The 25,181-nt window shown below is 49.9% G+C and carries 26 protein-coding genes; 11 read left to right on the top strand and 15 right to left on the bottom strand.

The features are described from left to right. Positions 1-32: 32 nt before the first annotated feature. On the bottom strand, positions 33-1,058 hold the full coding sequence (gene tdh, locus OGY09_RS09100) for an L-threonine 3-dehydrogenase (protein WP_032945365.1): 1,026 nt from the start codon (positions 1,056-1,058) through the stop codon (positions 33-35). A 9-nt stretch (positions 1,059-1,067) separates the two neighbouring features. Beyond that, positions 1,068-2,264 (bottom strand): glycine C-acetyltransferase, encoded by a 1,197-nt coding sequence (gene kbl / locus OGY09_RS09095; RefSeq protein ID WP_003827313.1) that lies wholly within the window; start codon positions 2,262-2,264, stop codon positions 1,068-1,070. Between the two features lie 214 nt (positions 2,265-2,478). On the opposite strand from kbl, the gene rfaD reads away from it, so the two are divergent. From rfaD to rfaC, 3 genes are read left to right on the top strand one after another with little or no spacing between them, the layout of a single operon-like run. Further along, positions 2,479-3,411: an ADP-glyceromanno-heptose 6-epimerase gene (gene rfaD / locus OGY09_RS09090; protein WP_032945367.1), complete on the top strand. Its 933-nt coding sequence runs from the start codon at positions 2,479-2,481 to the stop codon at positions 3,409-3,411. Between the two features lie 2 nt (positions 3,412-3,413). Next, entirely contained in the window at positions 3,414-4,460 is a 1,047-nt protein-coding gene (gene rfaF, locus OGY09_RS09085) for an ADP-heptose--LPS heptosyltransferase RfaF (protein WP_032945368.1), read from the top strand. A 3-nt stretch (positions 4,461-4,463) separates the two neighbouring features. After that, on the top strand, positions 4,464-5,426 hold the full coding sequence (rfaC, locus tag OGY09_RS09080) for a lipopolysaccharide heptosyltransferase RfaC (RefSeq protein WP_008786470.1): 963 nt from the start codon (positions 4,464-4,466) through the stop codon (positions 5,424-5,426). Between the two features lie 60 nt (positions 5,427-5,486). On the opposite strand, the gene OGY09_RS09075 is transcribed toward rfaC, so the two are convergent. From OGY09_RS09075 to rfaQ, 6 genes are all read right to left on the bottom strand, one after another. Next, positions 5,487-6,593, bottom strand: a complete 1,107-nt coding sequence (locus OGY09_RS09075; protein ID WP_020996055.1) for a glycosyltransferase family 9 protein — start codon at positions 6,591-6,593, stop codon at positions 5,487-5,489. A 71-nt stretch (positions 6,594-6,664) separates the two neighbouring features. Beyond that, positions 6,665-7,702 (bottom strand): glycosyltransferase family 9 protein, encoded by a 1,038-nt coding sequence (locus tag OGY09_RS09070; protein ID WP_032945369.1) that lies wholly within the window; start codon positions 7,700-7,702, stop codon positions 6,665-6,667. Then, positions 7,699-9,084, bottom strand: coding sequence for an O-antigen ligase family protein (locus OGY09_RS09065; protein WP_008786472.1), 1,386 nt, complete (start codon positions 9,082-9,084; stop codon positions 7,699-7,701). Before OGY09_RS09065 ends, OGY09_RS09070 begins: the two co-directional genes overlap by 4 nt. A 121-nt stretch (positions 9,085-9,205) precedes the next feature. After that, positions 9,206-10,006 carry a lipopolysaccharide core heptose(I) kinase RfaP gene (rfaP, locus tag OGY09_RS09060; RefSeq protein WP_275399098.1) on the bottom strand — a complete coding sequence of 267 codons (801 nt, stop codon included), beginning with the start codon at positions 10,004-10,006 and terminating at the stop codon, positions 9,206-9,208. Then, positions 9,999-11,123 carry a glycosyltransferase family 4 protein gene (locus OGY09_RS09055; protein ID WP_150388397.1) on the bottom strand — a complete coding sequence of 375 codons (1,125 nt, stop codon included), beginning with the start codon at positions 11,121-11,123 and terminating at the stop codon, positions 9,999-10,001. Before OGY09_RS09055 ends, rfaP begins: the two co-directional genes overlap by 8 nt. Next, positions 11,120-12,187: a lipopolysaccharide core heptosyltransferase RfaQ gene (gene rfaQ / locus OGY09_RS09050; RefSeq protein ID WP_020996054.1), complete on the bottom strand. Its 1,068-nt coding sequence runs from the start codon at positions 12,185-12,187 to the stop codon at positions 11,120-11,122. Before rfaQ ends, OGY09_RS09055 begins: the two co-directional genes overlap by 4 nt. Positions 12,188-12,595: 408 nt before the next feature. Here rfaQ and waaA point away from each other — a divergent pair, with 408 nt between their 5' ends. Both waaA and coaD read left to right on the top strand, forming a co-directional pair. Then, positions 12,596-13,873: a lipid IV(A) 3-deoxy-D-manno-octulosonic acid transferase gene (waaA, locus tag OGY09_RS09045; RefSeq protein WP_003827291.1), complete on the top strand. Its 1,278-nt coding sequence runs from the start codon at positions 12,596-12,598 to the stop codon at positions 13,871-13,873. A gap of 8 nt (positions 13,874-13,881) precedes the next feature. Further along, positions 13,882-14,361, top strand: a complete 480-nt coding sequence (gene coaD, locus OGY09_RS09040; RefSeq protein WP_003024099.1) for a pantetheine-phosphate adenylyltransferase — start codon at positions 13,882-13,884, stop codon at positions 14,359-14,361. A 38-nt stretch (positions 14,362-14,399) separates the two neighbouring features. Here coaD and mutM read toward each other — a convergent pair whose 3' ends face one another. The 4 genes from mutM to radC form a co-directional block, all read right to left on the bottom strand. Next, positions 14,400-15,209: a bifunctional DNA-formamidopyrimidine glycosylase/DNA-(apurinic or apyrimidinic site) lyase gene (mutM, locus tag OGY09_RS09035; RefSeq protein ID WP_032945374.1), complete on the bottom strand. Its 810-nt coding sequence runs from the start codon at positions 15,207-15,209 to the stop codon at positions 14,400-14,402. Positions 15,210-15,307: 98 nt separating this feature from the next. Next, a complete protein-coding gene (gene rpmG, locus OGY09_RS09030) occupies positions 15,308-15,475 on the bottom strand; it encodes a 50S ribosomal protein L33 (RefSeq protein ID WP_003024094.1) in 168 nt (55 codons plus the stop codon). Between the two features lie 20 nt (positions 15,476-15,495). Continuing rightward, positions 15,496-15,732 (bottom strand): 50S ribosomal protein L28, encoded by a 237-nt coding sequence (gene rpmB / locus OGY09_RS09025; RefSeq protein ID WP_003024071.1) that lies wholly within the window; start codon positions 15,730-15,732, stop codon positions 15,496-15,498. A 276-nt stretch (positions 15,733-16,008) separates the two neighbouring features. Further along, a complete protein-coding gene (gene radC / locus OGY09_RS09020) occupies positions 16,009-16,674 on the bottom strand; it encodes a RadC family protein (RefSeq protein WP_032945377.1) in 666 nt (221 codons plus the stop codon). 171 nt (positions 16,675-16,845) lie between these two features. Here radC and coaBC point away from each other — a divergent pair, with 171 nt between their 5' ends. The 3 genes from coaBC to slmA all read left to right on the top strand — a co-directional run bounded on the left by coaBC (position 16,846) and on the right by slmA (position 19,215). Next, positions 16,846-18,066: a bifunctional phosphopantothenoylcysteine decarboxylase/phosphopantothenate--cysteine ligase CoaBC gene (coaBC, locus tag OGY09_RS09015; protein ID WP_108912454.1), complete on the top strand. Its 1,221-nt coding sequence runs from the start codon at positions 16,846-16,848 to the stop codon at positions 18,064-18,066. Beyond that, positions 18,044-18,502 carry a dUTP diphosphatase gene (gene dut, locus OGY09_RS09010; RefSeq protein WP_003827259.1) on the top strand — a complete coding sequence of 153 codons (459 nt, stop codon included), beginning with the start codon at positions 18,044-18,046 and terminating at the stop codon, positions 18,500-18,502. Before coaBC ends, dut begins: the two co-directional genes overlap by 23 nt. 116 nt (positions 18,503-18,618) lie before the next feature. Beyond that, the gene (slmA, locus tag OGY09_RS09005) at positions 18,619-19,215 is read left to right on the top strand and encodes a nucleoid occlusion factor SlmA (protein WP_003827257.1); all 597 of its coding nucleotides are present in this window, start codon (positions 18,619-18,621) and stop codon (positions 19,213-19,215) included. 66 nt (positions 19,216-19,281) lie between these two features. On the opposite strand, the gene pyrE is transcribed toward slmA, so the two are convergent. Together pyrE and rph are read right to left on the bottom strand one after the other, a co-directional pair. Next, positions 19,282-19,923 carry an orotate phosphoribosyltransferase gene (gene pyrE, locus OGY09_RS09000; RefSeq protein ID WP_003837602.1) on the bottom strand — a complete coding sequence of 214 codons (642 nt, stop codon included), beginning with the start codon at positions 19,921-19,923 and terminating at the stop codon, positions 19,282-19,284. A gap of 65 nt (positions 19,924-19,988) precedes the next feature. Continuing rightward, a complete protein-coding gene (rph, locus tag OGY09_RS08995; RefSeq protein WP_003024054.1) occupies positions 19,989-20,705 on the bottom strand; it encodes a ribonuclease PH in 717 nt (238 codons plus the stop codon). 125 nt (positions 20,706-20,830) lie between these two features. Here rph and OGY09_RS08990 point away from each other — a divergent pair, with 125 nt between their 5' ends. Further along, the gene (locus tag OGY09_RS08990; RefSeq protein WP_003024052.1) at positions 20,831-21,694 is read left to right on the top strand and encodes a YicC/YloC family endoribonuclease; all 864 of its coding nucleotides are present in this window, start codon (positions 20,831-20,833) and stop codon (positions 21,692-21,694) included. A gap of 258 nt (positions 21,695-21,952) precedes the next feature. Next, positions 21,953-22,570: a trimeric intracellular cation channel family protein gene (locus tag OGY09_RS08985; RefSeq protein WP_003024049.1), complete on the top strand. Its 618-nt coding sequence runs from the start codon at positions 21,953-21,955 to the stop codon at positions 22,568-22,570. Here the strand turns inward: OGY09_RS08985 and ligB are convergent. After that, entirely contained in the window at positions 22,567-24,246 is a 1,680-nt protein-coding gene (gene ligB, locus OGY09_RS08980) for an NAD-dependent DNA ligase LigB (protein ID WP_032945380.1), read from the bottom strand. The genes OGY09_RS08985 and ligB overlap by 4 nt on opposite strands. A gap of 261 nt (positions 24,247-24,507) precedes the next feature. Between ligB and gmk the strand changes: the two genes are divergently transcribed. Next, positions 24,508-25,131, top strand: coding sequence for a guanylate kinase (gene gmk / locus OGY09_RS08975; RefSeq protein WP_003024042.1), 624 nt, complete (start codon positions 24,508-24,510; stop codon positions 25,129-25,131). The last annotated feature ends 50 nt before the right edge of the window (positions 25,132-25,181 follow it).

The following is a 25,181-nucleotide window of genomic DNA, read 5'->3' as shown; positions in this document are numbered from 1 at the left end:
ATATCTGGCTATTCATTCTTACCGGCTTAATACTAACCCCAGCTCAGGATCACTTTCCCTGACTGGCCTGAACGCATCGCGTCAAAGCCCTGCTGGAATTCATCGATGGAGAATCGATGGGTGATGATCGGCGACAAATCCAGACCAGACTGGATCAGTGCAGCCATTTTGTACCAGGTTTCAAACATCTCACGACCGTAGATACCTTTAATAAACAGCCCCTTAAAGATAACTTTGGTCCAATCGATTGACATATCAGATGGCGGAATACCCAGCATAGCAATACGGCCACCGTGGTTCATGGTGTCCAGCATGGCGCGAAACGCTGGCGGCGCCCCGGACATCTCCAGGCCCACATCAAACCCTTCGGTCATACCCAGTTCAGCCATCACGTCGGTCAGATTCTCTTTCGACACGTTGACCGCGCGGGTGATACCCATTTTGCGCGCCAGCTCAAGGCGATACTCATTAACGTCGGTGATCACCACGTGGCGTGCGCCAACGTGCTTCGCGACCGCCGCCGCCATAATACCGATTGGACCCGCACCGGAAACCAGCACATCTTCCCCAACCAGATCGAACGACAGCGCCGTGTGCACTGCATTACCGAACGGATCGAAGATAGACGCCAGGTCGTCGGAGATATTGTCCGGGATTTTAAATGCGTTAAATGCCGGGATCACCAGGTACTCCGCAAAGCAGCCAGGGCGGTTTACACCGACACCGGTCGTATTGCGGCACAGGTGAGTACGTCCACCGCGGCAGTTACGGCAATGCCCGCAGGTGATATGACCTTCGCCTGAAACGCGATCGCCGATTTTAAAGCCTTTAACTTCCTGGCCGATGCCAACAACTTCGCCGACATATTCATGCCCAACGACCATCGGTACCGGGATGGTTTTTTGCGACCATTCATCCCAGTTATAAATGTGAACGTCAGTCCCGCAGATGGCTGTTTTACGGATTTTAATCAGCAAATCGTTATGACCGACTTCCGGTTCAGGAACGTCGGTCATCCAAATGCCCTCTTCCGCTTTCAGTTTGGATAACGCTTTCATTTCACATCCTCAGGCAATAACGCCCAGTTGTTTACCAATGCGTGTGAACGCCTCAACAGCACGCGTAATCTGCTCAGGGGTATGCGCCGCAGACATCTGGGTACGGATACGCGCCTGGCCTTTTGGAACCACCGGATAGAAGAATCCGGTAACGTAAATCCCCTCTTTTTGCAGCTCGCGGGCGAATGCCTGCGCCACTACTGCATCACCCAGCATAACCGGGATGATCGCGTGATCCGCACCAGCTAACGTAAAGCCTGCGGCAGACATTTGCTCGCGGAACTGACGTGCATTCGCCCACAGGCGATCGCGCAGGTCGCTGCCAGCTTCAACCATTTCCAGCACTTTAATGGAAGCCGCAACAATCGCCGGTGCCAGTGAGTTGGAGAACAAATAAGGGCGGGAACGCTGACGCAACCACTCAACAACTTCTTTGCGCGCTGCGGTGTAACCACCGGATGCGCCGCCGAGTGCTTTACCCAGCGTACCGGTGATGATGTCCACGCGACCCATCACGTCACAGTATTCATGGGAGCCACGACCATTTTCGCCGACAAAACCGACGGCATGGGAATCATCAACCATGACCAGCGCGTCGTATTTATCCGCCAGATCGCAAACGCCTTTCAGGTTAGCGATTACCCCATCCATAGAGAACACGCCATCAGTGGCGATCAGGATATGACGAGCGCCCGCTTCACGCGCTTCTTTCAGGCGAGCTTCCAGTTCCACCATATCGTTGTTGGCGTAACGGAAACGTTTTGCTTTACACAGACGCACACCATCAATGATAGAAGCGTGGTTCAGGGCATCGGAAATAATTGCGTCTTCTGCGCCCAACAGCGTTTCAAACAGGCCACCGTTGGCGTCGAAGCAAGAAGAGTAAAGGATGGCATCTTCCATACCGAGGAATGCCGCCAGTTTTTGCTCCAGTTGTTTATGGCTGTCCTGGGTACCGCAAATAAAGCGAACCGAAGCCATACCAAATCCGTGAGAATCCATACCCGCTTTTGCCGCTGCAATCAGTTCCGGATGGTTAGCCAGTCCCAGATAGTTGTTCGCACAAAAGTTAATAACGTGGCTTCCATCCGCCACGGTGATATCCGCCTGCTGGGCAGATGTAATAATGCGTTCTTCTTTAAACAATCCTTCCGCACGTGCGGTTTCGAGATCGTTCGTTAACTGTTTGTAAAAATCCCCACGCATTTCAATTCTCCAGACTGGGCAAATTTCAGCACATATTACCCAAAGCTATACGTTGATACGAGATGACGCATCATCACTTCTTCAAAATGAAGCATAAATCACGTGTACCCGCACGGCTTATCGGTGAATGGCTGAAGCCTAAGCCATGTAGTGATATGATAGAAGTATTCGTGTCTGAGATTGTCTCTGACTCCATAATTCAAAGGTTACATTTATGATCATCGTTACCGGCGGCGCGGGCTTTATCGGCAGCAACATCGTTAAAGCCCTGAATGATAAAGGTATCACCGACATCCTGGTGGTGGACAACCTGAAAGACGGCACCAAGTTTGTTAACCTGGTGGATCTGAATATTGCTGACTACATGGACAAGGAAGACTTCCTGATCCAGATTATGGCCGGGGAAGATTTCGGTGATATCGAAGCGATTTTCCACGAAGGCGCATGCTCTTCCACCACCGAGTGGGACGGCAAGTATATGATGGACAACAACTATCAATACTCCAAAGAGCTGCTGCACTACTGCCTGGAGCGTGAAATCCCGTTCCTGTACGCGTCCTCTGCCGCCACCTACGGCGGTCGCACTTCTGATTTCATCGAATCCCGTGAATATGAGAAACCGCTGAACGTCTACGGCTACTCAAAATTCCTGTTCGACGAGTACGTGCGTCAGATCCTGCCAGAAGCCAATTCTCAGATTGTTGGCTTCCGCTATTTCAACGTCTACGGACCGCGTGAAGGCCACAAAGGCAGCATGGCAAGCGTTGCTTTCCACCTCAACACCCAGCTTAACAATGGTGAAACACCAAAACTGTTCGAAGGCAGTGAAAACTTCAAACGTGATTTCGTTTACGTAGGCGACGTAGCTGCGGTAAACCTGTGGTTCCTGGAAAACGGGGTTTCCGGCATCTTTAACCTCGGTACAGGTCGTGCGGAATCTTTCCAGGCGGTTGCCGATGCTACGCTGGCGTACCACAAAAAAGGCAGCATTGAGTACATTCCATTCCCGGAAAAACTGAAAGGCCGCTACCAGGCATTTACCCAGGCAGATCTGACGAACCTGCGCGCAGCGGGCTATGACAAGCCGTTTAAAACCGTCGCCGAAGGCGTCACGGAATATATGGCCTGGCTGAACCGCGACGCGTAAGTATGAAAATTTTGGTGGTTGGCCCGTCTTGGGTGGGCGACATGATGATGTCGCAAAGTCTCTATCGCACGCTCAAGGCGCGCTATCCCCAGGCGATAATCGACGTGATGGCACCTGCCTGGTGCCGTCCGTTATTGTCGCGCATGCCAGAAGTCAACGAAGCTATCGCCATGCCGTTGGGGCACGGCGCGCTGGAGATCGGCGAGCGCCGTAAACTCGGCCACAGTCTGCGTGAGAAGCGCTATGACCGCGCTTATGTGCTGCCTAACTCGTTTAAATCCGCTCTGGTGCCGTTCTTTGCGGGTATTCCCCATCGTACCGGTTGGCGTGGCGAGATGCGCTACGGTCTGCTGAACGATGCGCGCGTACTGGATAAAGACGCATGGCCACTGATGGTCGAGCGCTATGTGGCTCTGGCTTATGATAAAGGCGTGATGCTGACGGCCAAAGATTTGCCGCAGCCTCTGCTATGGCCACAGTTGCAGGTCAGCGAAGGCGAGAAATCACTGACCTGTAGTCAGTTTTCCCTTTCAGCCGAACGCCCCATCATCGGTTTTTGCCCAGGTGCGGAATTTGGTCCAGCAAAACGCTGGCCACATTACCACTACGCAGAGTTGGCGAAGCAGTTGATCGATGAAGGCCATCAGATTGTGCTGTTTGGCTCAGCAAAAGACCATGAAGCTGGCAATGAGATCCTGGCAACGCTGAGCACTGAACAGCAAGCCTGGTGCCGTAATCTGGCGGGCGAAACACAGCTGGAACAGGCCGTCATTCTGCTCGCCGCCTGCAAAGCGGTCGTCACCAACGATTCTGGATTAATGCACGTGGCCGCAGCACTGAACCGTCCACTGGTCGCATTGTATGGTCCAAGCAGCCCGGATTTTACGCCCCCGCTTTCCCACAAGGCACGTGTCATTCGCCTGATTACGGGGTATCACAAAGTGCGTAAGGGCGATGCGGCAGAAGGCTATCACCAGAGTCTGATGGACATCACACCCCAGCGCGTACTGGAAGAACTCAACGACCTGTTGTTACAAGAGGAAGCCTGACGGATGCGGGTTCTGATCGTTAAAACGTCGTCTATGGGCGATGTACTGCATACGTTGCCCGCATTAACCGATGCGCAGCAGGCTATTCCGGGTATTCAATTTGATTGGGTGGTGGAAGAAGGGTTCGCTCAAATCCCCTCCTGGCATTCAGCCGTTGACCGGGTTATTCCAGTGGCGATCCGTCGCTGGCGTAAAGCCTGGTTTTCAGCGCCGATTAAAGCCGAGCGTAAAGCGTTTCACGATGCGGTGCGTTTACAGCATTATGACGCAATAATCGATGCTCAGGGTTTAGTTAAAAGCGCCGCGTTGGTGACACGTCTGGCACGTGGCATCAAGCATGGTATGGACTGGAGCACAGCCCGCGAACCGCTGGCAAGTCTGTTTTATAATCGCAAACATCACATAGCCAAACAGCAGCACGCGGTGGAACGTACCCGTGAATTGTTCGCCAAAAGCCTGGGGTATGCTAAACCGCAGTTGCAGGGTGATTACGCGATTGCGCAGCATTTTGTAAAACAGCAAACGTCTAATTCGCAGCCCTACGCTGTATTTTTACATGCGACCACGCGAGATGATAAGCATTGGACAGAAGCGCACTGGCGGGACCTTATTACGCTGATACCGAAGACAGGGATTCGCATTAAACTTCCCTGGGGAGCAGCGCATGAAGAGGAAAGAGCAAGAAGAATTGCGGAAGGATTTGATAATGTCGATGTATTGCCAAGGATGAGTCTTGAGGAAATTGCGCGTATCCTCGCCGGTGCTAAATTTGTAGTTTCGGTTGATACAGGCCTTAGTCATCTGACCGCCGCGCTCAATCGCCCAAACGTTACGCTGTATGGTCCCACCGACCCAGGGCTCATTGGTGGCTACGGTAAGAATCAGTTAACGTGCATTGCTCCGGAAGGAAAACTGTCGTTACTCACCGCTCAGCAAGTACTAACACACCTACCGTCCGACGTATAATCCCCCGACTCGGGACGGGTGCTCTGCACGCTTATCAGAACATGCAGAGCATCGGTAAGCTTACTGCAGGAATGGTTTTACATGCGCCATGATCTCTTCGCAACTCACCTTCTCTAGCGCTGAACGATACTTAATTTCATCCAGCGTCGTATAGGCTTTGTAAACCACCTTGTGCAATTGAGGGTCCTGATAGGGGCCATAAAGATAGGGTGAGGTGATCACATACATACTCACCGTCGGTACCCGCATTGCCACGGCAAGGTGCATAGGTCCTGTATCAGATGTTACCAGCAGGTCCATATTCTTCACTTCCTGAATCAACCCTTTAAGCGTCGTTTTACCGATAAGTGGCTTTACGCGGTCATGAAAGCGGCTATCCAGCTTTTGCAAAAATTCGTCCTGCAGAGGCACTTCATTCGGCGCGCCAATCAGGACGACACGCACATCATCATGGGCAAAAAGTTGGTTTGCGAAAGTGACAAATCGCTCAACAGGCCAGCATTTCTTAAAGGATGATGCTCCCATTTGAAAACCAATCCAGCGCAGCTTTGAATCTTCCTCGCTCATCGTACGTTCGACAGGAAACGGCAGGTGCATACTGTTGTCTGGCTTTTCATTCAGCAACGGCATGATAAGCTCCAGCTTTCGCTGAATAGTATGCCCAACGAATTTACTGATTCTGTTGGTTGCCCATTTACTTACGAGTGGGATGTCCTGCTTATCGTTATCCACAAAGACATACTTTGTGCCAGCAATAATGGCGCTAAGGAAATCGTAAGGTGTATGTGAGTGAAGAATTACCGTCAGGTCTGGCGTTCCACGTTTCTTGATCTCTTTAACCAATGCCGGGAGGGTGGTGAGCTTATTATCCCATGAGATAAGATCGTCCCAGTCACTCCCCCCTTTGAGGAAGTCATACATCTTTTTGTGGCAAATCAGGGTGATTGTCGCAGAAGGATATGTCTGGCGGAGCGCATGAATTGCTGGAGAGTTCATCATGAAATCACCCAGCGCCGTTGAAGAATAAATCAGGATATTCTTCAGCTGATTTTTATCCTGATTTTCAAATTCTTGCTGACTAAAAGAAAAATCTTTCTTACGGGTGTATATCATTAAAAAAAGATTAACCAGTAATAGCTGAATTTTTTTTCTCAATGCTCTAATCATTAAATAAAACCTATTTAATCTATCGCCAGATAGGGATCAATATATCAACTTATCTATAGCAATAAGTAAACTTATGCTTCATCCATTGCGGTATTTTTACGCACTTGCTCCTGCAGACTTACAAACCGCGTAAATACATCATCGACGCTAATATTGCGAGCATCATAATCTTTTCCTTGCAGCATTTCGTACGGCACACCCCATGGCGTCCATAGCCATGCAGCCTTGTTGCCGAACAGCGCCACCACTGGTTTGCGCACCCCAGCAGCAATATGCAAGGCACCGCCGTCACTGGTCACAATCTGATCGCATAGTGACATACCGGCCATCAGCTCACGAACGCTATTCGTTCTTACTGGAATAATCGGCAGATCGGCACATTGCGCGCTGATAAAATCAGCCTTATCATCATCACCGGGATGTAATTTATTATCTGATTTTCCTGGAGACCAGAATAACATAATATGGCACGCCTGTATGGCTGCAAGTCTATGCGAAAGCTCAACAAACTTTTCTTTTTGCCATTGTTGTTCTTCTCTTCGGGAACTTATCTGCAACCCATAAACAGGTAAATTATCCTGTGGAAATTCTATCTTTGCTTTTATATCAGCCAGTTCTTGGGGTGTGACATACAGCTCCAGCGGACCTGGTTTAGAAGTACAGCCTAGCGGTCCCGTTAATCTATTCAATAAATTGACCAGATGAAGCTGCTCCTGAGTTTCAGGAATGGCATCGGTGACAATGTCCGGGCAGTCATTACCAATAGCGATAATTCTTTTAGCACCCGCTAATTTTGCCCACTGTAAAGGTCGTTTATCCCAATGCTCTTTGGCAATAATCGCGACATCATATTTAGCACGACGCAGATCGATAATCGTCTTCAGGCGCTGAAACAATACCTTAAGGCTAGATGTACCTTTAGAACGGTGGTGCAGCTTGCTGTATAAGAAAACTTTACCTACATGAGGATTATTTTCGATAATCGATTGATTGTAGGTGTTAACCAACAAATCAACTTTACAATTCATGTCTTTTGCAATAGTCGAGATCAGCGGCGTTGTCAGTATCAAGTCGCCAATATTATCTCTACGAATAATTAAAACTTTCATTTTTTAGCCCGTGATATTTTATTACTCGTAAAGATCAGACCCAGCATTAAACCTGATAACGCAAGGTTTTGCTCAAGGTAGTGATCGCGCATCATGTTATCTACACCACTACGGAACAAGAAGCTCACCGTTAAAAGAGACAAGTACAGACCCGGAATTATTAAATCACGAGAGAATGCACGCCAGCCAATAAGGATCATCAACATGACGAATGCCAGCCAGTTGATAAGCCCAAGGACACCGTTCTGAAGCGCGACATCAATCAACCCGTAATGGCTGTTAGATTGCTGAATAATAGGGTCGTGATATTTTTCCTGCATAAGCACTAAGAATGCATCTTTTCGCGGACCCGCACCAAAAGGATATTCAGCGATCAGTTCGCTCCCCTGACGGAAGAACGATGCCCGGCAGCTATTCGAGTCATCCATGATGCGTCCAGTGCTGTCCTGCATCAACGGGCCATCAAAACCGTTATAGCAACGACTGTGCATACCCAGATCCCAACCAGCAACCATATCCATGCTTAGGCTTTTCCAGCGGGAGTCCTGATGCCAGGAAGTGTAGCCTATAATGCCTACTACTATCGTAACGACCAGTGCAGCCAGACAGAGCTTCGGCAAGTTCTTTCGGCTAATCGCTTTTAAGGCAATAAATACGCAGATAGAAATCGTACTACCAATCAGACCAATAGTGCCCCAGCGGGTCTTCGCTAATGCTGAACAGATGAAGCACAGCAAAATAAAGGCAGCCATCAATTTGTTGCTGAAAATAAGATACTTACGGCCAAGGAACAGTCGACAGGCAAGTTCTGCCAGTAAAATTCCCGTAACCATGTTTATCTGAAAGCTCATCTCGGTGCGAGTTGGCACAATCCACGTCTCACCCCAGAGTATCGTTCCCGTCTTGATATAAAAATAGATATTCTGCAGCAGGTGAATAAATATCACCCCTAGCGAACACAGAACAACTAAAGACAATACCTTATTGGCAGTTATATATTTAAAATGATACTTACAGATTGGATATAAAAAGAGTCCAACAAAGAATAATAGCCCCGCACGCAGGTATTGTCCCTGCCAACCGCGCAACATTTTCCCCACATCAATTGCAACAAATAACCCATTGACCAGTGTAAACACGAGAAAAATAAGAATTAAAGCGACAGCATATTTTGCCAGTCGACTAAGCTCAATAGATACATACTTTTTACGGACGTAAAAGTATAGCACTAATGCCGTACTTAAGTATATAAAGAGATTTCTATTAGTTGGTAAAATTGAGTTCTGGATAGGCCAGATAAAACATAGAACACAAAATGAAATTAACAACAAATAAACTGCAATACCTTTACATGAGGCTTGCGTTTGTGTATTTGAATTCATATAAACCCTATTGAAACAAAACCTGACACATATTTATAAATAAAAAATGCAAGAAGAGACATAGTATGAGTTCATTCCATGAAATACAAATTCCATTTACAACATATTTTTGCAGTTAAAATTACAATGATTTGCGAATTGTTCTTTCGCGAATAGATCTGGCTTTTCTTTCAACCTGTTCAATGAACACACCCTCATTCTTAATAATATCTTTCAGGCTACGATTGAAGTATATTTTTAAAAATCTATAATAATCTCTGTCCGTCAATCCAATATTGTCGGACGAAAAATAAAGCCCGATAAGATCCTTATTACGCCAACGTAAAGGCACTTTATTTCTAATTTGTGCCCGATGCAGATCGATCACCGAAATTTTTAGACTATCTTCATTTTTATCATCAAATGGAAGATGAAGTAAGAAATGGCAAATATAACAATCACGATGGTTAACACCACCAAGATGCATCGCGCGAACCATATCGGCTACACGTTGAATCAGCATTCTTTTTACGTGCGGATGCGGGGGTTCAACACACCAATTCGCACAATAATCTTCCAGGCTAATAGTTGGCGTTAAATCTTCGGTAATGATAAAAGAGGTTTTCTTTACCGGATTCCAACCCGTTTCGCCAAATGCAACGCCATGCATCGTATCAACGCCTAAGGAGGCTAAACGGTGTATGGCATTCCACTCACGGTCGGCACCCAGTACCGGCATACGAAGTGACAGTAGATTTTTAATGACTTCTTTATAAGTGGTACCTCGGTGCCACTTCAAAAAATAGCTCTTATTAGCAACGCTAAAACGAAGTGTGCGACGGGTTTCTAGTTCCCGAAAGACCTCACCCTGAAGCTTTCTAACCTCGATGAATGGGTCTTTTCCCTTCCACAATGTGGCAAAGGGTTCATTTAACTCAACCATGCAATTCACCTGTAATAATATCCGCTACATGTTCTGGCAAACTATAAAGATCCTGCGTATCCGCATAATACCGCGCATTTTTCGCCCACTTTTCACGAAGAGAACTATCCGCCAGGGCCTTATGCAATTCGTCATCAAGCGCATGTTGCTCAAAAGGTTCACTCAATACAACACCGCATCCTGCCGCCGCTACGTGAGGTGCGTACCCGCAGACCTCCGTCACGAGCACAGGCAAACCCGCCGCGATAGCTTCAACCAGTACAATTCCCGCAGCTTCCTGCTTCGCCGGATGTAATAACACGTCCGCAGCCGCCATCAGATGTGCAACATCATCACGCCCAGCAAAGAAATGGACGTTCTCTTTCACACCCATTCTTTCTGCCTGCGCAGCGAATGCGCGAGGTTTATCCTGACCAACAACAAAGAGCTGGGTTTGACGACGGAGAGCCTCAGGCAGTGCGGCGACAGCGGCAATTGAGCGGCCGACTCCTTTTCGTGAAAAATCAGAACCAACCTGCAACAATAAGAAGTGATCCGGAGTGATGCCGTTGGCTTCACGGTAGCGTTCACGGTTACCGGGGGCCTGGCTACTGTATTTTCTATCGGGATAGATGCCGGGCGGAAGAAGCTGAAAGCGCTCGTCTTCCGTATGGTAATACATTTTAAAATCAAGGATTTGTTTTGTAGTCAGCATCAGCAACTTTGTCTTCATCCCTGGTTTAAACACAGCTTGCTCAAAGGCTGAGTAGTGACGGTATCGCGCCGTTAAGCGATACAAGACCCCCTTTTCTTTCGCTACCTTCGCCGCATAACACACATCCGCTGCGTAGTAATAATCCAGCCCCGGCATTTTATTAAAACCCAGGACACGGTCTGCCGGGTACTGAGATAAATGCTGCTGAACCCACGTCTGATACTGTTTATCTCGTCCATGGTTGGAATGTGCGGTAACCGGGACATCAACGCACTCAAATTCCGCCGGGCGCTCCCCTTGCCAGGCTCGTGTATAGACTCGGACATGATGCCCGCGCGCCGCGATCGTTTTAGCGATACGCATAAAGTCACGCTGTAGCCCACCATAGGGAAAATATTTGTACAGACAGAGGGCAACAATCATTGTGCATTCACCTCAATTTCTGGCGCGTCGCCATTGAGCACTTGCCAGGCGGCGTTAATAACATCTTCCGCAGGGATCACTGACGGATATTTATAACTGCGGTCCAGCTGCTCTCTTGGCGGTACTGGCTGATAGTTTCCAGCCCATAGCAGCGTGACATTTTCCGCCCATGGCCGCCACGCGATATGATCCGTCGCGCCAAACAAACAAATGATAGGGGTCTTCACCGCTGCGGAAATATGCATAGGCGCGGAGTCAACACCGATAAACAACGCAGCATGATCAATGAGAGCAGCCAATTCAGGAAACGTCGTTTTACCCGCAAGCGCGGTGACGGGAGATAATTTGCATCCCTCAGCAATATCATGGATACATTCCTGGTCTTCCTTCCCTGGTCCAGAAGTCAGCACAACCGGATAACCTTGTTCCTGTAAGGCATCAATAACCTCGCAAAATTTCTCGTTATCCCAACATTTAAAGATCTGACGTGCGGTTGGCTGAATAACCACATAGCGCTCACCCACGTTGAGCTGTTTTAGCTGTTCATGGATATTTTTCCAATGGGAAGGAGCGTAGTGCATGGACAGTTCGTGATTGAGTGTTTTAAGCCCAAGTGGATTCAGAATCGACAGGTTACGCTCGACGATATGGTCGCCAGTAATCGGCACAAGATGCGTAAAGCTCTTCTGCCAGAAAGGCTTCTGACGGTGCGGGAAATCAGGGGAAAGTTTTGTATCCGCGGACAAAAAGCGGACCAATAGTGCAACCAGCCACTGATCGGTCAAGTTGATTACTAAATCATATTGGTTTTGGCGTAACTTTTTTATTAATGAAATGAAATTAGCGATTTTCTTTTTTGTCGTGGCGTTTTTCTTACTGATTCCATATAGCGCATTAATTTCCGGATTTTCAGATAAAATCGGCTTTGTGTCTTCGTAAAGGAGCACATCGATTTTGGCATCAGGATAGTTACGTTTTAATGTACTTATGACGGGGGTTGTCAGCAGCATATCGCCATGAAAACGCATTTTAATGACTAGGATATTTCTGAATAACTTTTCCACAAGCGGCTCTTTTGTTGAGAGTGTCCGATACCGTTAAGCAAAAAAAAGCACGCTACCGCCCCAAGCTCAACAGTTGCCTGATTACTGATATCGCACTAAAATTTTGCGCGCTAGTGTACCACTTCTTTAGTGGCAATCCGATACGAATAAAAGTTAAGCACATTTTTCTTTTCGTCTTTCCAATCAATTCATTAGCGCAGATTGATGCCAACTTTAAAACCAATTTTGTTACCTTCTCTAGCCCCTGACTTTAATTTCAAAGAGTTACACCAGAATGTAACTTAATGGTCTATCACACGTCAGATTGACCACTTTAGCGTCTAATTGGTCCCTGAATGGCAAAAGTAATAGCAAAGCACCGGGTAAATACATAGAATCCACAGCACATCCATTAGCCAGCTAACGCCCATGCTTGAGTTGCTTTACACCACATTGCTCTATCTTATTCAGCCTTTGATCTGGATACGGCTTTGGGTGCGCGGACGTAAGGCTCCGGCCTACCGTAAACGCTGGGGCGAACGCTACGGCTTTTATCGCCGCCCGCTAAAACCTGGCGGCATCATGCTTCATTCGGTTTCTGTGGGCGAAACGCTGGCTGCAATCCCATTAGTTCGCGCTCTGCGACATCGTTATCCCGACTTGCCGATCACGGTAACCACCATGACGCCAACCGGTTCCGAGCGCGTACAATCTGCTTTTGGTACTGACGTTCAGCACATTTATTTGCCATACGATTTACCGGATGCCCTGAACCGTTTTCTGAATAAAGTTGACCCCAAACTGGTGTTAATTATGGAAACCGAGCTGTGGCCAAATCTGATCGCGGCACTCCATAAGCGCCACATTCCTCTGGTCATTGCCAACGCACGTCTTTCTGCTCGTTCAGCCGCTGGTTATGCGAAATTAGGTAAATTTGTTGGCAGACTACTGCGTCGAATTACGTTGATTGCCGCACAAAACGAAGAAGATGGCGCACGTTTTATTACGCTTGGCGCCAGAAGCAATCAAGTCACCGTTACTGGCAGCCTGAAGTTTGATATATCCGTCACACCGCAACTGGCCGCAAAAGCGGTGACATTACGTCGTCAATGGGCGCCTCACCGCCCGGTATGGATTGCAACCAGCACCCACGACGGTGAAGAAAGCATCATCATTGCCGCTCATCAGGCGTTATTAAATCAGTTCCCGAATCTTTTATTGATTCTGGTTCCCAGACATCCAGAACGGTTCCCGGATGCCATTAACCTCGTACGCCAGGCTGGACTAAGCTATACCACTCGTTCTTCGGGTGAAGTTCCGTCATCAGGTACTCAGGTTGTGATCGGCGATACCATGGGTGAGCTGATGTTGCTGTATGGCATTGCCGACCTTGCTTTTGTCGGCGGTTCACTGGTTGAACGTGGTGGACACAACCCGCTGGAAGCAGCAGCGCATGCCATTCCGGTGTTGATGGGACCACATACGTTTAATTTTAAAGATATTTGCGCCCGTCTCGAACAGGCAAGCGGATTGATCACCGTCACCGACGCAACTACGCTGGTGAAAGAGGTCTCTTCCTTACTGACCGATGCAGATTATCGTAATTTTTATGGCCGTCACGCAGTTGAAGTTCTGTATCAAAATCAGGGCGCGCTACAGCGTCTTCTGCAACTGCTGGAACCTTACCTGCCACCCAAAACGCATTGAGGCAAGTCATGCAAAAACGGGCGATTTATCCAGGAACCTTTGATCCTATTACTAACGGCCACCTCGATATCGTGACGCGTGCGACAAGCATGTTTGATCACGTAATTCTGGCAATAGCCGCAAGTCCCAGTAAAAAGCCGATGTTTACTCTGGAAGAGCGTGTTGAGCTGGCACAACAGGCAACGGCGCATCTTGGCAATGTGGAAGTGCTGGGATTCAGCGATCTGATGGCAAACTTTGCCCGTGATAATCAGGCGAACATTCTGATCCGTGGCCTGCGCGCGGTAGCCGATTTTGAGTATGAAATGCAGCTGGCCCATATGAACCGCCACCTCATGCCACAGCTGGAAAGCGTTTTTCTGATGCCATCTAAAGAGTGGTCATTTATCTCATCGTCACTGGTGAAAGAAGTTGCCCGCCACCAGGGTGACGTGACGCACTTTTTGCCGGAAAACGTCCATCAGGCATTAATGAGTAAACTGAAGTAATGCACCAGGCCGGATGCAGCATCCGGCCAGCAATGAAACTATTTCTGACAGCGACGACAATAGAACGTTGTACGCTGGGCGTGTTTTGTCGCAACAATCGGTGCGCCACATGCGCGGCAAGGTTCACCTTCTCTCCCATAGACCTGCAGCTCCTGGGCAAAATAGCCAGGCTTACCATCACTTTGCAGAAAGTCCTTCAGCGTCGTCCCGCCCTGCTCGATAGAGCGCAGCAACACCGCCTTGATAACGCGTACCAGCAATTCACACTCATCTTTCAACAATGATGACGCAAGACGGTCAGGATGAATCCCAGCCGCAAATAGCGACTCGCTGGCGTAGATATTACCCACACCCACCACCAGCTTGTTATCCATCAGCCAGGGTTTAATCGCCGTTTTCTTCTTCGTACATTTCTGCTGTAGATAATTGGCGTTGAAATCGTCGCTCAGCGGCTCAGGGCCAAGATGAGCGAGGACATTATGTCCATCCAGTTCTTTAGTCCACAGCCAGGCGCCAAAGCGACGGGGATCGGTATAACGCAGAACTTTGCCGTTGCTCATCACTAAGTCAACGTGGTCGTGCTTGTCTGCCGGAAGCTCTTCAGGAAGGATACGCAAGCTACCCGACATCCCCAGATGAATGATTATCCAGCCATCCGCCAGTTCTAGCAGCAGGTATTTCGCGCGCCGCTGTACGCTGAGGACAGGTTGATCACTCAGACGATAGATTTCCTCAGATACTGGCCAACGCAAACGACCGTTACGCACCGTCGCGTGCATAATCGTTGCCCCCACCAGATGCGGCTCAATACCACGGCGGCTGGTTTCGACTTCAGGTAATTCAGGCATAGTATCTCCGGCGGTATGTCAGGTCTCATTAATATGGGGACGGCCAGAAAACAAAAAACCCCGCCGAGGCAGGGTTTTTCTTTACATCAAAACGAAAATTATTTGATTTTCGCTTCTTTGTATAAAACGTGCTGACGAACAACTGGATCGAACTTTTTCAGTTCCAGTTTTTCCGGCTTAGTACGTTTGTTCTTCGTAGTGGTATAGAAGTGACCAGTACCAGCAGAAGAAACCAGCTTGATTTTCTCACGAATACCTTTAGCCATGATTTATTTCCTCTTAGTACTTAGTACTTTTCGCCACGGGCACGCAGTTCAGACAGAACTGTTTCGATGCCTTTCTTATCAATAACACGCATACCTTTAGCAGATACACGCAGGGTGACAAAACGCTTCTCGCTCTCAACCCAAAAACGGTGAGAGTGCAGGTTAGGCAGGAAACGGCGTTTAGTCGCGTTCAGTGCGTGGGAACGGTTGTTACCGGTCACCGGACGCTTGCCAGTAACTTGGCAGACTCGGGACATGTCTATTCTCCAAAAATCAAATTAGCTCGAGCTTCGTATGGGGTATTGGCGCCTCGTCAGGCTTCTCAGCCCGGTTATCGCAGTTCAATACACTTAATCTTTCAATGTTGCCTCGTCATTGGACGCAACAAGAATGATTTTGCGTATTTGCGAACTCTCGATTGCCAGGCCCAAATGCCAAACCCGAGATTCTCAAAGGTGGCGTAGTATACGCTGAGTCAGCGATGTGCTCAAGTCCCGAACAGACAAAGATCCCGATGGATCGCGTAAAGTGCGTTAAATCCAACCGCGTTCCGCAAAAGAAACGTACTCTCCGCGCCCAATGACCAGATGATCAAGCACCCGGATATCCATGAACTGACAGCATTTCACAACACGCTCGGTGATGAGTTTATCTGCTTTACTCGGCTCTGCACACCCCGAAGGGTGATTATGCGCAAGGATCACCGCAGAAGCATTCATTTTTATCGCTTCACGGACAATTTCTCTCGGATGCACCTCGACATGGCTAAGCGTACCGGAAAAAAGTTTGCTGTGTTTAATCACGCGATGTTGAGAATCCATAAAGATCACCAGAAAGATCTCGCGTTCCTCTTGCGAAAGCTGACTTTGCAGAAATTCACGCGCCATTTCCGGACTAAGTAGAGCACGCTCCTCTATCACTCGCACGTTGTAGTAGCGTCTTGCCAGCTCCGCAATCCCCTTCAACTGTGCGTACTTCGCGATACCGATTCCCTGAACATAGCTAAAATCCATGTAATCAGCAGACAACAGGCCATACAGCGACTCAAAATGCTGAAGCATCTCTTTCGCCAGCGTAAGCACATCTTTACCCTGCATGCCGGTACGTAAAAAAAGAGCCAAAAGCTCAACATCGGTCAGAGAACTGGCCCCCTGCGCCAATAGCTTTTCCCGGGGCATCATACTTCCTGTATTTTCCATGCTTCTCCCTCCTCTCGCGTCCGCATAGTGGCATAACACCGACGGTGAATCGACGTACTGTTTTCACTTCTTCGTAGCGCCTCGCAAAGTGGAGCACGGTCAAAAGCACGACAAATTGCGGATTGTGATAAAATATCCGCCTTCTGGTGAAATCCAACAGGAAAGATCATGATGAGCCTGGCCGGTAAAAAAATCGTACTTGGCGTCAGTGGCGGTATTGCTGCGTACAAGACCCCTGAGTTGGTGCGTCGTTTACGGGAACGCGGCGCTGACGTCCGCGTGGCGATGACCGAAGCGGCAAAAGCATTTATTACTCCCCTGAGTTTACAGGCGGTTTCAGGTTATCCCGTTTCCGACAGCCTGCTTGACCCCGCAGCCGAAGCCGCGATGGGCCACATTGAGCTGGGGAAATGGGCCGATTTGGTCATCCTGGCGCCCGCTACAGCAGACCTGATTGCTCGTGTCGCCGCAGGTATGGCCAACGACCTGGTGTCAACGATTTGTCTGGCAACGCCTGCTCCTGTTGCTGTACTGCCAGCCATGAACCAGCAGATGTACCGCGCTGCCGCGACCCAGCACAATCTGGGTATTCTTGCCTCACGCGGTTTGCTCATTTGGGGTCCTGACAGCGGTAGTCAGGCATGTGGTGATATCGGCCCTGGACGTATGCTGGATCCGTTAACGATTGTGGATATGGCGGCAGAACATTTTTCACCTGTCAACGATCTGCAACATCTCAACATCATGATTACGGCGGGTCCGACGCGTGAACCGCTTGATCCCGTGCGTTATATTTCCAACCACAGTTCCGGGAAGATGGGGTTTGCGATCGCGGCCGCTGCCGCAAAGCGCGGGGCAAACGTCACACTGGTATCGGGTCCGGTTTCGTTATCCACACCACCATTTGTTCAACGGGTTGATGTGATGACCGCGCTGGAAATGGAAGCCGCTGTGCAGTCTACGGTGCAACAACAGCATATTTTTATCGGCTGCGCTGCAGTCGCTGATTATCGCGCTGAAACTGTCGCCCACGAAAAAATAAAAAAACAAGCGACGCAGGGCGATGAATTAACAGTAAAAATGGTCAAAAATCCGGACATTATCGCCGGTGTTGCCGCACTGGATGTTAACCGTCCTTTTGTCGTTGGGTTTGCCGCCGAAACAAATAATGTGGAAGAATATGCCCGGCAAAAACGCATCCGCAAAAACCTTGATGTGATCTGTGCGAACGACGTTTCGCTGTCAACTCAAGGGTTTAACAGCGATAGCAACGCATTACACCTTTTTTGGCAGGATGGAGACAAAGTCTTACCGCTTGAGCGTAAAGAACTCCTGGGCCAATTATTACTCGACGAGATCGTGACCCGTTATGATGAAAAAAATCGACGTTAAGATTCTGGACCCGCGCGTAGGGCAACAATTTCCGCTCCCGACGTACGCCACTTCTGGTTCTGCCGGACTTGACCTGCGTGCTTGTCTTGATGACGCCGTAGAGCTGGCGCCGGGCGCAACAACGCTGGTGCCAACCGGGTTAGCTATCCACATTGCCGATCCTTCTCTGGCAGCGGTAATGCTCCCGCGCTCCGGGCTGGGCCATAAGCACGGTATCGTGCTGGGCAATCTGGTTGGTTTGATTGATTCCGACTACCAGGGCCAACTGATGGTGTCCGTCTGGAACCGTGGTCAGGACAGCTTCACTATTGAGCCGGGCGAACGTATCGCGCAGATGGTATTTGTACCGGTCGTGCAGGCTGAATTTAATCTGGTGGAAGAGTTTGAAGCCACCGATCGTGGCGAAGGTGGCTTCGGCCATTCCGGGCGCAAGTAACCCGCAGAAAAGCATCCCATAGCGTAATAACGCAATAACACACCGCAAACAACAGTTTGCGGTCGCTGTGTGGATGCCTGCCTGGCAAGAGCTTATTTTCAGGGGTATTTTGTAACATGGTAGAAAAGCAAACTGCGAAAAGGAATCGTCGCGAAGAAATACTTCAGTCTCTGGCACTGATGCTTGAGTCCAGCGATGGTAGCCAACGCATCACCACAGCAAAGCTGGCAGCCTCAGTTGGCGTATCCGAAGCGGCATTGTATCGCCATTTCCCCAGCAAGACCCGTATGTTCGATAGCCTGATTGAGTTTATCGAAGATAGTCTGATTACGCGTATCAATCTGATTTTGAAAGATGAAAAAGACACCAACGCGCGTCTGCGTCTGATCGTTCTGCTGATTTTAGGGTTTGGTGAGCGTAATCCAGGCCTGACACGAATTCTGACCGGACACGCGTTGATGTTCGAGCAAGACCGTCTGCAAGGTCGCATTAACCAACTTTTTGAGCGCATTGAAGCGCAGTTGCGCCAGGTTCTGCGAGAAAAAAGAATGCGTGAAGGTGAAGGCTACACCGTGGATGAAACGCTGCTGGCCAGCCAGTTACTGGCTTTCTGCGAAGGTATGCTATCCCGGTTTGTGCGTAGCGAATTTAAATACCGCCCAACGGATGATTTTGACACCCGCTGGCCGTTGGTTGCCGCTCAATTGCAGTAGCGATTTCGTCTTGTCCGGCCTACGGGGTTACGTAGGCCGGACAAGCGCAGCGCCATCCGGCAGTTCTTAAACGCCGTACGCTTCGCGATAGGCCCGTACTGCCACCAGATGCTCCGCCATCTCTGGTTTCTCTTCCAGATACGCAATCAGATCTTTCAGGGTAATGATAGAAATCACCTTGCAGCCATAATCGCGTTCCACTTCCTGAATCGCGGAAATCTCGCCGCGACCACGTTCCTGACGATCGAGAGAAATCAGTACCCCCGCCAGAGTGGCGCCATTCGCCTGGATAATTTCCATCGACTCACGAATCGCCGTACCTGCGGTGATAACATCATCCACCAGCATCACACGTCCCTCTAGTGCGCTACCGACCAGATTGCCGCCTTCACCGTGGGTCTTCGCCTCTTTACGGTTAAAGCAGTACGGCAAATCTTTATCGTGGTGTTCCGCCAGCGCAACGGCCGTTGTGGTCGCAATCGGAATACCTTTGTAGGCAGGGCCAAACAGCAAATCGAACTCAATACCGGAATCCACCAGCGCTTCGGCATAAAAACGGCCTAACAGTGCCAGGTCGCGCCCGGTATTAAACAGCCCGGCGTTGAAGAAATAGGGGCTTTTGCGCCCGGATTTCAGCGTAAATTCGCCAAACTTTAGTACCTGCTTGCTAAGCGCAAACTCAATAAACTGGCGCTGATACGGTTTCATGGATTCGCTCCTCATCTCACTTTATTACAGACAAAAAAAAGGCGACTCATCAGTCGCCTTTAAAATCAATTTTCTAACGCCGCCTTCTGCGTCGCTACAATGGATTCGATTCCCCCTCGGGCCAATGCCAGTAGGGTGAGAAGTTCTTCATGGCTGAACGGTTCGCCTTCCGCCGTGCCCTGAACCTCTATAATGCGACCGTCCTCAGTCATCACTACGTTCATGTCGGTTTCAGCGGCAGAGTCTTCAACGTACTCAAGGTCACAGAGTGCTTCACCGTTCACAATGCCCACGGAAACCGCGGCGACCATCCCTTTCATCGGGTTAGTTTTCAGCTTACCGCTCGCCACCAGCTTGTTCAGCGCATCAGCCAACGCAACGCATGCGCCGGTAATTGATGCGGTGCGCGTACCGCCATCGGCCTGAATAACATCGCAGTCCAGCGTAATTGTGAATTCGCCGAGCGTTTTCAGATCAACAGCTGCGCGCAGCGCGCGGGCGATCAGACGCTGGATTTCCATGGTACGACCGCCCTGCTTACCTTTTGCCGCTTCACGGGCGTTACGGGTGTGCGTAGCGCGTGGCAGCATGCCATATTCTGCGGTGATCCAGCCCTGGCCCTGACCTTTCAGAAAACGCGGTACGCCTTCATCAATAGAGGCGGTACACAGCACTTTGGTATCACCAAATTCGACCAGCACGGAGCCTTCAGCGTGTTTTGTATAATTACGGGTCAGGGTGACGGGACGCACCTGATTGGCACTACGACCTGCTGGACGCATGATAAAATCTCCGGCTTGAAACGAATGTGGCTGCGCATTATACGGACTTCCGACTGTTATTCCTATCCTGACAAGACGCGGATGGCTATAATCCTCCCATCTCATCTTTAAAAACAGGAACGTCTATGATCCGCAGCATGACCGCCTACGCCCGGCGTGAAATCAAGGGTGAATGGGGTAGCGCCACCTGGGAAATGCGCTCTGTAAACCAGCGTTATCTGGAAACTTATTTTCGCCTGCCGGAGCAGTTCCGTAGTCTCGAACCCGTTGTTCGCGAACGTATTCGCACGCGTCTGACGCGCGGTAAAGTCGAATGTACGCTGCGTTTTGAGCCTGATGCCAGCGCGCAAGGCGAGCTGATTCTGAATGAAAAACTCGCTAAACAGCTCGTTAGCGCTGCTAACTGGGTCAAAATGCAGAGCGATGAAGGTGAAATCAACCCGGTTGATATCCTGCGCTGGCCAGGCGTAATGGCTGCCCAGGAGCAGGATCTGGACGCCATTGCCGCCGAAATCCTCGCCGCGCTTGACGGTACGCTGGATGACTTCATCGTTGCGCGTGAAACCGAAGGTCAGGCGCTGAAAGCGCTGATCGAGCAGCGTCTGGAAGGCGTCAGTGCTGAAGTCACAAAAGTGCGTGCTCATATGCCGGAAATCCTGCAATGGCAGCGCGAGCGTCTGGTAGCCAAACTGGAAGACGCCCAGGTGCAGTTGGAAAATAACCGCCTTGAGCAAGAGTTGGTGCTGATGGCGCAACGTATCGATGTGGCGGAAGAATTAGATCGCCTGGAAGCCCACGTCAAAGAAACCTACAACATTCTGAAGAAAAAAGAGGCGGTTGGCCGTCGTCTGGACTTCATGATGCAGGAATTCAACCGTGAGTCGAACACTCTGGCATCGAAGTCTATCAATGCCGAAGTGACGAATTCCGCGATTGAACTGAAGGTACTGATCGAGCAAATGCGCGAGCAGATTCAGAACATCGAGTAAGCAACCATTCTACGTAGCCCGCCAATAAATGGCGAGGCTACGTGTTTTTCCCGACGCTTTGGTACTTCCCTGTTCAATTCGAATTATATTTTCTCATCATTCTTTATTGAAGCTCATAACACAAAGCGCATATCACCACGCATTTTCACCAAACCAGCATTAGCTGTAGTTATTAAAATCACTTCACCTTAGAAAATCTCAATCGTGACAAGGCGCACAAATCGTTAACCTTAGCCCCCAGCAAATCAGGGGGAATACATGCTGTTACACGTTTTATATTTAATTGGTATTACTGCCGAAGCCATGACCGGTGCGCTTGCTGCTGGGCGTCGTCGTATGGATACATTTGGCGTCATCATCATTGCCACCGCGACGGCCATTGGCGGCGGATCGGTACGCGATATTCTTCTCGGCCACTATCCGCTTGGCTGGGTAAAGCACCCTGAATACGTCATTATCGTAGCGACCGCTGCGGTACTCACCACCATTATTGCTCCCGTCATGCCCTATCTGCGCAAAATATTCCTCGTACTGGATGCGCTGGGCCTGGTGGTCTTTTCTATTATCGGTGCTCAGGTGGCACTGGATATGGGTCATGGACCGATTATCGCCGTGGTCGCTGCGGTCACGACCGGCGTCTTCGGTGGCGTATTACGCGACATGTTCTGCAAACGCATCCCGTTAGTGTTCCAGAAAGAGTTGTATGCTGGCGTATCATTCGCCGCTGCTGTGTTGTACATCGTGCTACAGCATTATGTCTCCAGTCATGATGTAGTGGTTATCTCTACTCTGCTCTTCGGCTTTACCGCCCGATTACTGGCGCTGCGCCTGAAGTTAGGTCTGCCGGTATTTTACTATCGCCACGAAGGCCATTAAGGCATAAAGCCCGCGATCCGCTGAGCAGCTAACCAGTTGCTCAGCGCTGTGACCTCTCGATCCTCCAGCCATTGAATAACCTGCCGTGCCCGCCGTTCTCCCATGAAAGGGAGCTGCCGCCAGCTTTGTTCATCGCGTTCTTTTAATTGCTGCCACGAACCATCCCGGCTGGCATTTAGCGTTGCCTGTGTTAACGGTATTCCCATGGCAATCACCCAGCGCGTGAACGGGAGATCGCGCGACAGGTTGAACTGATGCCACAGCTTCTCCCCTTTGATTACACCAAGTGCAGACTCTAACTGTTCCTGAGTTAACCCAAGCCAGGAAAAGATATGTTCAAAGCGATACACCTGGTTGAGCTCTCGCCATCCAGCCTCGCCGATCCCCTCCAGCCCCAGCACCTCTTTGCCGCCCAGCCAGACCAGTCTGGCAACAAACTGTTCCTGGCACTCCGCTGTAGCATAAAAACAGGTTAATGAATTGAAGCGCCTCTCGGGGGGTATTGGCTTAGTACGCTGAGTGCTGCGCCAGACCACCTCGTCTATACGGGGTATCCCTTGTCCGGCCAGGCTCACCAGAATCTGATCGCCAGGCGCGATATCCCATTCATTCCAGCGTCGGACGGAGCCAATATTGACGCGCTGTACGCGTTTATCATCCAGCATGACGGGAGTCAGCAATGCAACCACCGCAATTTTCCCGCTTTTACCAACGGAGAACTGAATACCAGTAACCTCAGATACCCTCGTCACGGGAGGATATTTCCACGCCGCCAGCCAGTCACCCTGTCCGGGTAGCCAATACTGCGCCCGTGGTTCTTTTGCCGTTCGCACCACGACACCATCTGTCACAAAAGGTAATGCTGAACTCCACCACCTGGCGCGCGACTTTTCGACGTCATCCGCATTCTTCACGGCCTGAGTATAACGTTGCGTGTAACTAAACCCGGCAACCGTGAGCTGTTCCAGTCTTTCAGGCATGACCGCCGGACCATCAGGCCAGGCCCAGATAAAAATTGCCAGCGAGCGTAACATTTCCGGATTGCCCTGGCGCATCATTAATCCAGCAACCTTCGAGCGGGCGTTCATTCCCCCTCTCTGCTTCTGAATATGCCCCTCTTGCTGCAAAAATATCTCACCCTGCAACGTACTGTTAGCGAGTTTCCCCTTGGTGGAATGTGGTACGGAAGGGATCTGCAGAACCTTTTGCGTCCAGTCTTCGCCTTTCAGGCCATTACCACGGCTAATCGCCCGTACCAGATTGCCATTGCGATAGACTAACGTCACCGCCACGCCATCCACCTTCGGTTGCACCCAGAGATCGCTGCGAGCGAGCATCCATTGCTGTAGCGCTTGCTTATCAGCTAGTTTTCGAACGCCCGTATGGGGAACTGGATGCGAGACGGTGCCACTTATTGGGGGCACAGACAGATCTGGTGGGACTTCATCGCCAAAACAGCGCTGCCACTGGATGAGTTGCGCATTGAGCTGGTCATAAACGCCGTCGTCTACGGCACTTTCCCCTTGTTTCCAGTAACTGTCATTCCACTGTGTAATCTGCTGCTGTAGTCGTGAAATTTCCTCGTTTGCCCTGGCAGGCGACCAGACGGGGCATACCGCCCACGCAGGTAAATGCCACACCAGTAAAACCAGCCCTATGCATTTCCATAATCCCATGCTATCTCCGCTGAACGATACGTTTCCCGGCAGGTATAGCGCGAAGTGAAATAGAAACAGAGCGGCAAAAATTCATCCTGCGAACAGCTTTCCGGACATTTGCATGTATTGCTGCAAATCATCGATAAAACAGGAAACTGGTACGCAAAACGCAATAAACATGCGCAAAAAGTGTGACAAGGGCTACGTCACATAGCGGCTACGTGTATAATAAGCCCGTATGTAGGCTCTCTTTCGACAATCACATACATTAAGATACTCATGGCTCAAGGCACGCTTTATATTGTTTCTGCCCCCAGTGGCGCGGGTAAATCCAGCCTGATTCAGGCTTTATTAAAGACCCAACCGTTGTATGACACCCAGGTTTCTGTTTCGCACACCACGCGCGCACCGCGCCCGGGGGAAGTGCACGGTGAACACTATTTCTTTGTGAACCATGATGAATTCAGAACCATGATTGGCAGAGACGCGTTCCTGGAACACGCGGAGGTTTTCGGTAATTACTACGGCACCTCGCGTGAAACCATTGAGCAAGTATTAGCATCCGGCGTAGACGTCTTTTTAGATATCGACTGGCAAGGTGCGCAGCAAATTCGTGAAAAAATGCCGCATGCGCGCAGTATTTTTATTTTGCCACCGTCTAAGATTGAGCTGGACCGCCGCCTGCGTGGCCGCGGTCAGGATAGCGAAGACGTGATCGCGAAACGTATGGCGCAAGCTGTTGCAGAAATGAGCCATTACGCCGAATATGATTATCTTATTGTGAATGATGATTTCGACACCGCCCTTGGCGATTTGAAAACCATCATTCGCGCCGAACGTCTGCGCATGAGCCGCCAAAAGCAGCGTCATGACGCTTTAATCAGCAAACTGTTGGCAGACTGAACCCACATTCAGTATCATGCCCAGTCATTTCTTCACCTGTGGAGCATTTT

Source organism: Citrobacter sp. Cpo071, from assembly GCF_030332765.1.
Lineage (GTDB): Bacteria > Pseudomonadota > Gammaproteobacteria > Enterobacterales > Enterobacteriaceae > Citrobacter > Citrobacter portucalensis.
Note: the sequence above shows the minus strand (reverse complement) of the source record. Positions and strands in the feature narration are given on the sequence as shown.

What these genes read in the sequence shown, in the direction of transcription:
- OGY09_RS09070 (WP_032945369.1), bottom strand. Translation starts at nt 7,702, where the DNA reads ATGAAAGTTTTAATTATTCGTAGAGATAATATTGGCGACTTGATACTG.
- rfaD (WP_032945367.1), top strand. Translation starts at nt 2,479, where the DNA reads ATGATCATCGTTACCGGCGGCGCGGGCTTTATCGGCAGCAACATCGTT.
- gmk (WP_003024042.1), top strand. Translation starts at nt 24,508, where the DNA reads ATGGCTCAAGGCACGCTTTATATTGTTTCTGCCCCCAGTGGCGCGGGT.
- kbl (WP_003827313.1), bottom strand. Translation starts at nt 2,264, where the DNA reads ATGCGTGGGGATTTTTACAAACAGTTAACGAACGATCTCGAAACCGCA.
- waaA (WP_003827291.1), top strand. Translation starts at nt 12,596, where the DNA reads ATGCTTGAGTTGCTTTACACCACATTGCTCTATCTTATTCAGCCTTTG.
- OGY09_RS08990 (WP_003024052.1), top strand. Translation starts at nt 20,831, where the DNA reads ATGATCCGCAGCATGACCGCCTACGCCCGGCGTGAAATCAAGGGTGAA.
- pyrE (WP_003837602.1), bottom strand. Translation starts at nt 19,923, where the DNA reads ATGAAACCGTATCAGCGCCAGTTTATTGAGTTTGCGCTTAGCAAGCAG.
- OGY09_RS08985 (WP_003024049.1), top strand. Translation starts at nt 21,953, where the DNA reads ATGCTGTTACACGTTTTATATTTAATTGGTATTACTGCCGAAGCCATG.
- rfaC (WP_008786470.1), top strand. Translation starts at nt 4,464, where the DNA reads ATGCGGGTTCTGATCGTTAAAACGTCGTCTATGGGCGATGTACTGCAT.
- coaD (WP_003024099.1), top strand. Translation starts at nt 13,882, where the DNA reads ATGCAAAAACGGGCGATTTATCCAGGAACCTTTGATCCTATTACTAAC.
- OGY09_RS09055 (WP_150388397.1), bottom strand. Translation starts at nt 11,123, where the DNA reads ATGATTGTTGCCCTCTGTCTGTACAAATATTTTCCCTATGGTGGGCTA.
- coaBC (WP_108912454.1), top strand. Translation starts at nt 16,846, where the DNA reads ATGAGCCTGGCCGGTAAAAAAATCGTACTTGGCGTCAGTGGCGGTATT.
- OGY09_RS09065 (WP_008786472.1), bottom strand. Translation starts at nt 9,084, where the DNA reads ATGAATTCAAATACACAAACGCAAGCCTCATGTAAAGGTATTGCAGTT.
- rph (WP_003024054.1), bottom strand. Translation starts at nt 20,705, where the DNA reads ATGCGTCCAGCAGGTCGTAGTGCCAATCAGGTGCGTCCCGTCACCCTG.
- radC (WP_032945377.1), bottom strand. Translation starts at nt 16,674, where the DNA reads ATGGAAAATACAGGAAGTATGATGCCCCGGGAAAAGCTATTGGCGCAG.
- rfaP (WP_275399098.1), bottom strand. Translation starts at nt 10,006, where the DNA reads ATGGTTGAGTTAAATGAACCCTTTGCCACATTGTGGAAGGGAAAAGAC.
- slmA (WP_003827257.1), top strand. Translation starts at nt 18,619, where the DNA reads ATGGTAGAAAAGCAAACTGCGAAAAGGAATCGTCGCGAAGAAATACTT.
- rpmB (WP_003024071.1), bottom strand. Translation starts at nt 15,732, where the DNA reads ATGTCCCGAGTCTGCCAAGTTACTGGCAAGCGTCCGGTGACCGGTAAC.
- ligB (WP_032945380.1), bottom strand. Translation starts at nt 24,246, where the DNA reads ATGGGATTATGGAAATGCATAGGGCTGGTTTTACTGGTGTGGCATTTA.
- mutM (WP_032945374.1), bottom strand. Translation starts at nt 15,209, where the DNA reads ATGCCTGAATTACCTGAAGTCGAAACCAGCCGCCGTGGTATTGAGCCG.
- rfaF (WP_032945368.1), top strand. Translation starts at nt 3,414, where the DNA reads ATGAAAATTTTGGTGGTTGGCCCGTCTTGGGTGGGCGACATGATGATG.
- tdh (WP_032945365.1), bottom strand. Translation starts at nt 1,058, where the DNA reads ATGAAAGCGTTATCCAAACTGAAAGCGGAAGAGGGCATTTGGATGACC.
- rpmG (WP_003024094.1), bottom strand. Translation starts at nt 15,475, where the DNA reads ATGGCTAAAGGTATTCGTGAGAAAATCAAGCTGGTTTCTTCTGCTGGT.
- OGY09_RS09075 (WP_020996055.1), bottom strand. Translation starts at nt 6,593, where the DNA reads ATGATTAGAGCATTGAGAAAAAAAATTCAGCTATTACTGGTTAATCTT.
- dut (WP_003827259.1), top strand. Translation starts at nt 18,044, where the DNA reads ATGATGAAAAAAATCGACGTTAAGATTCTGGACCCGCGCGTAGGGCAA.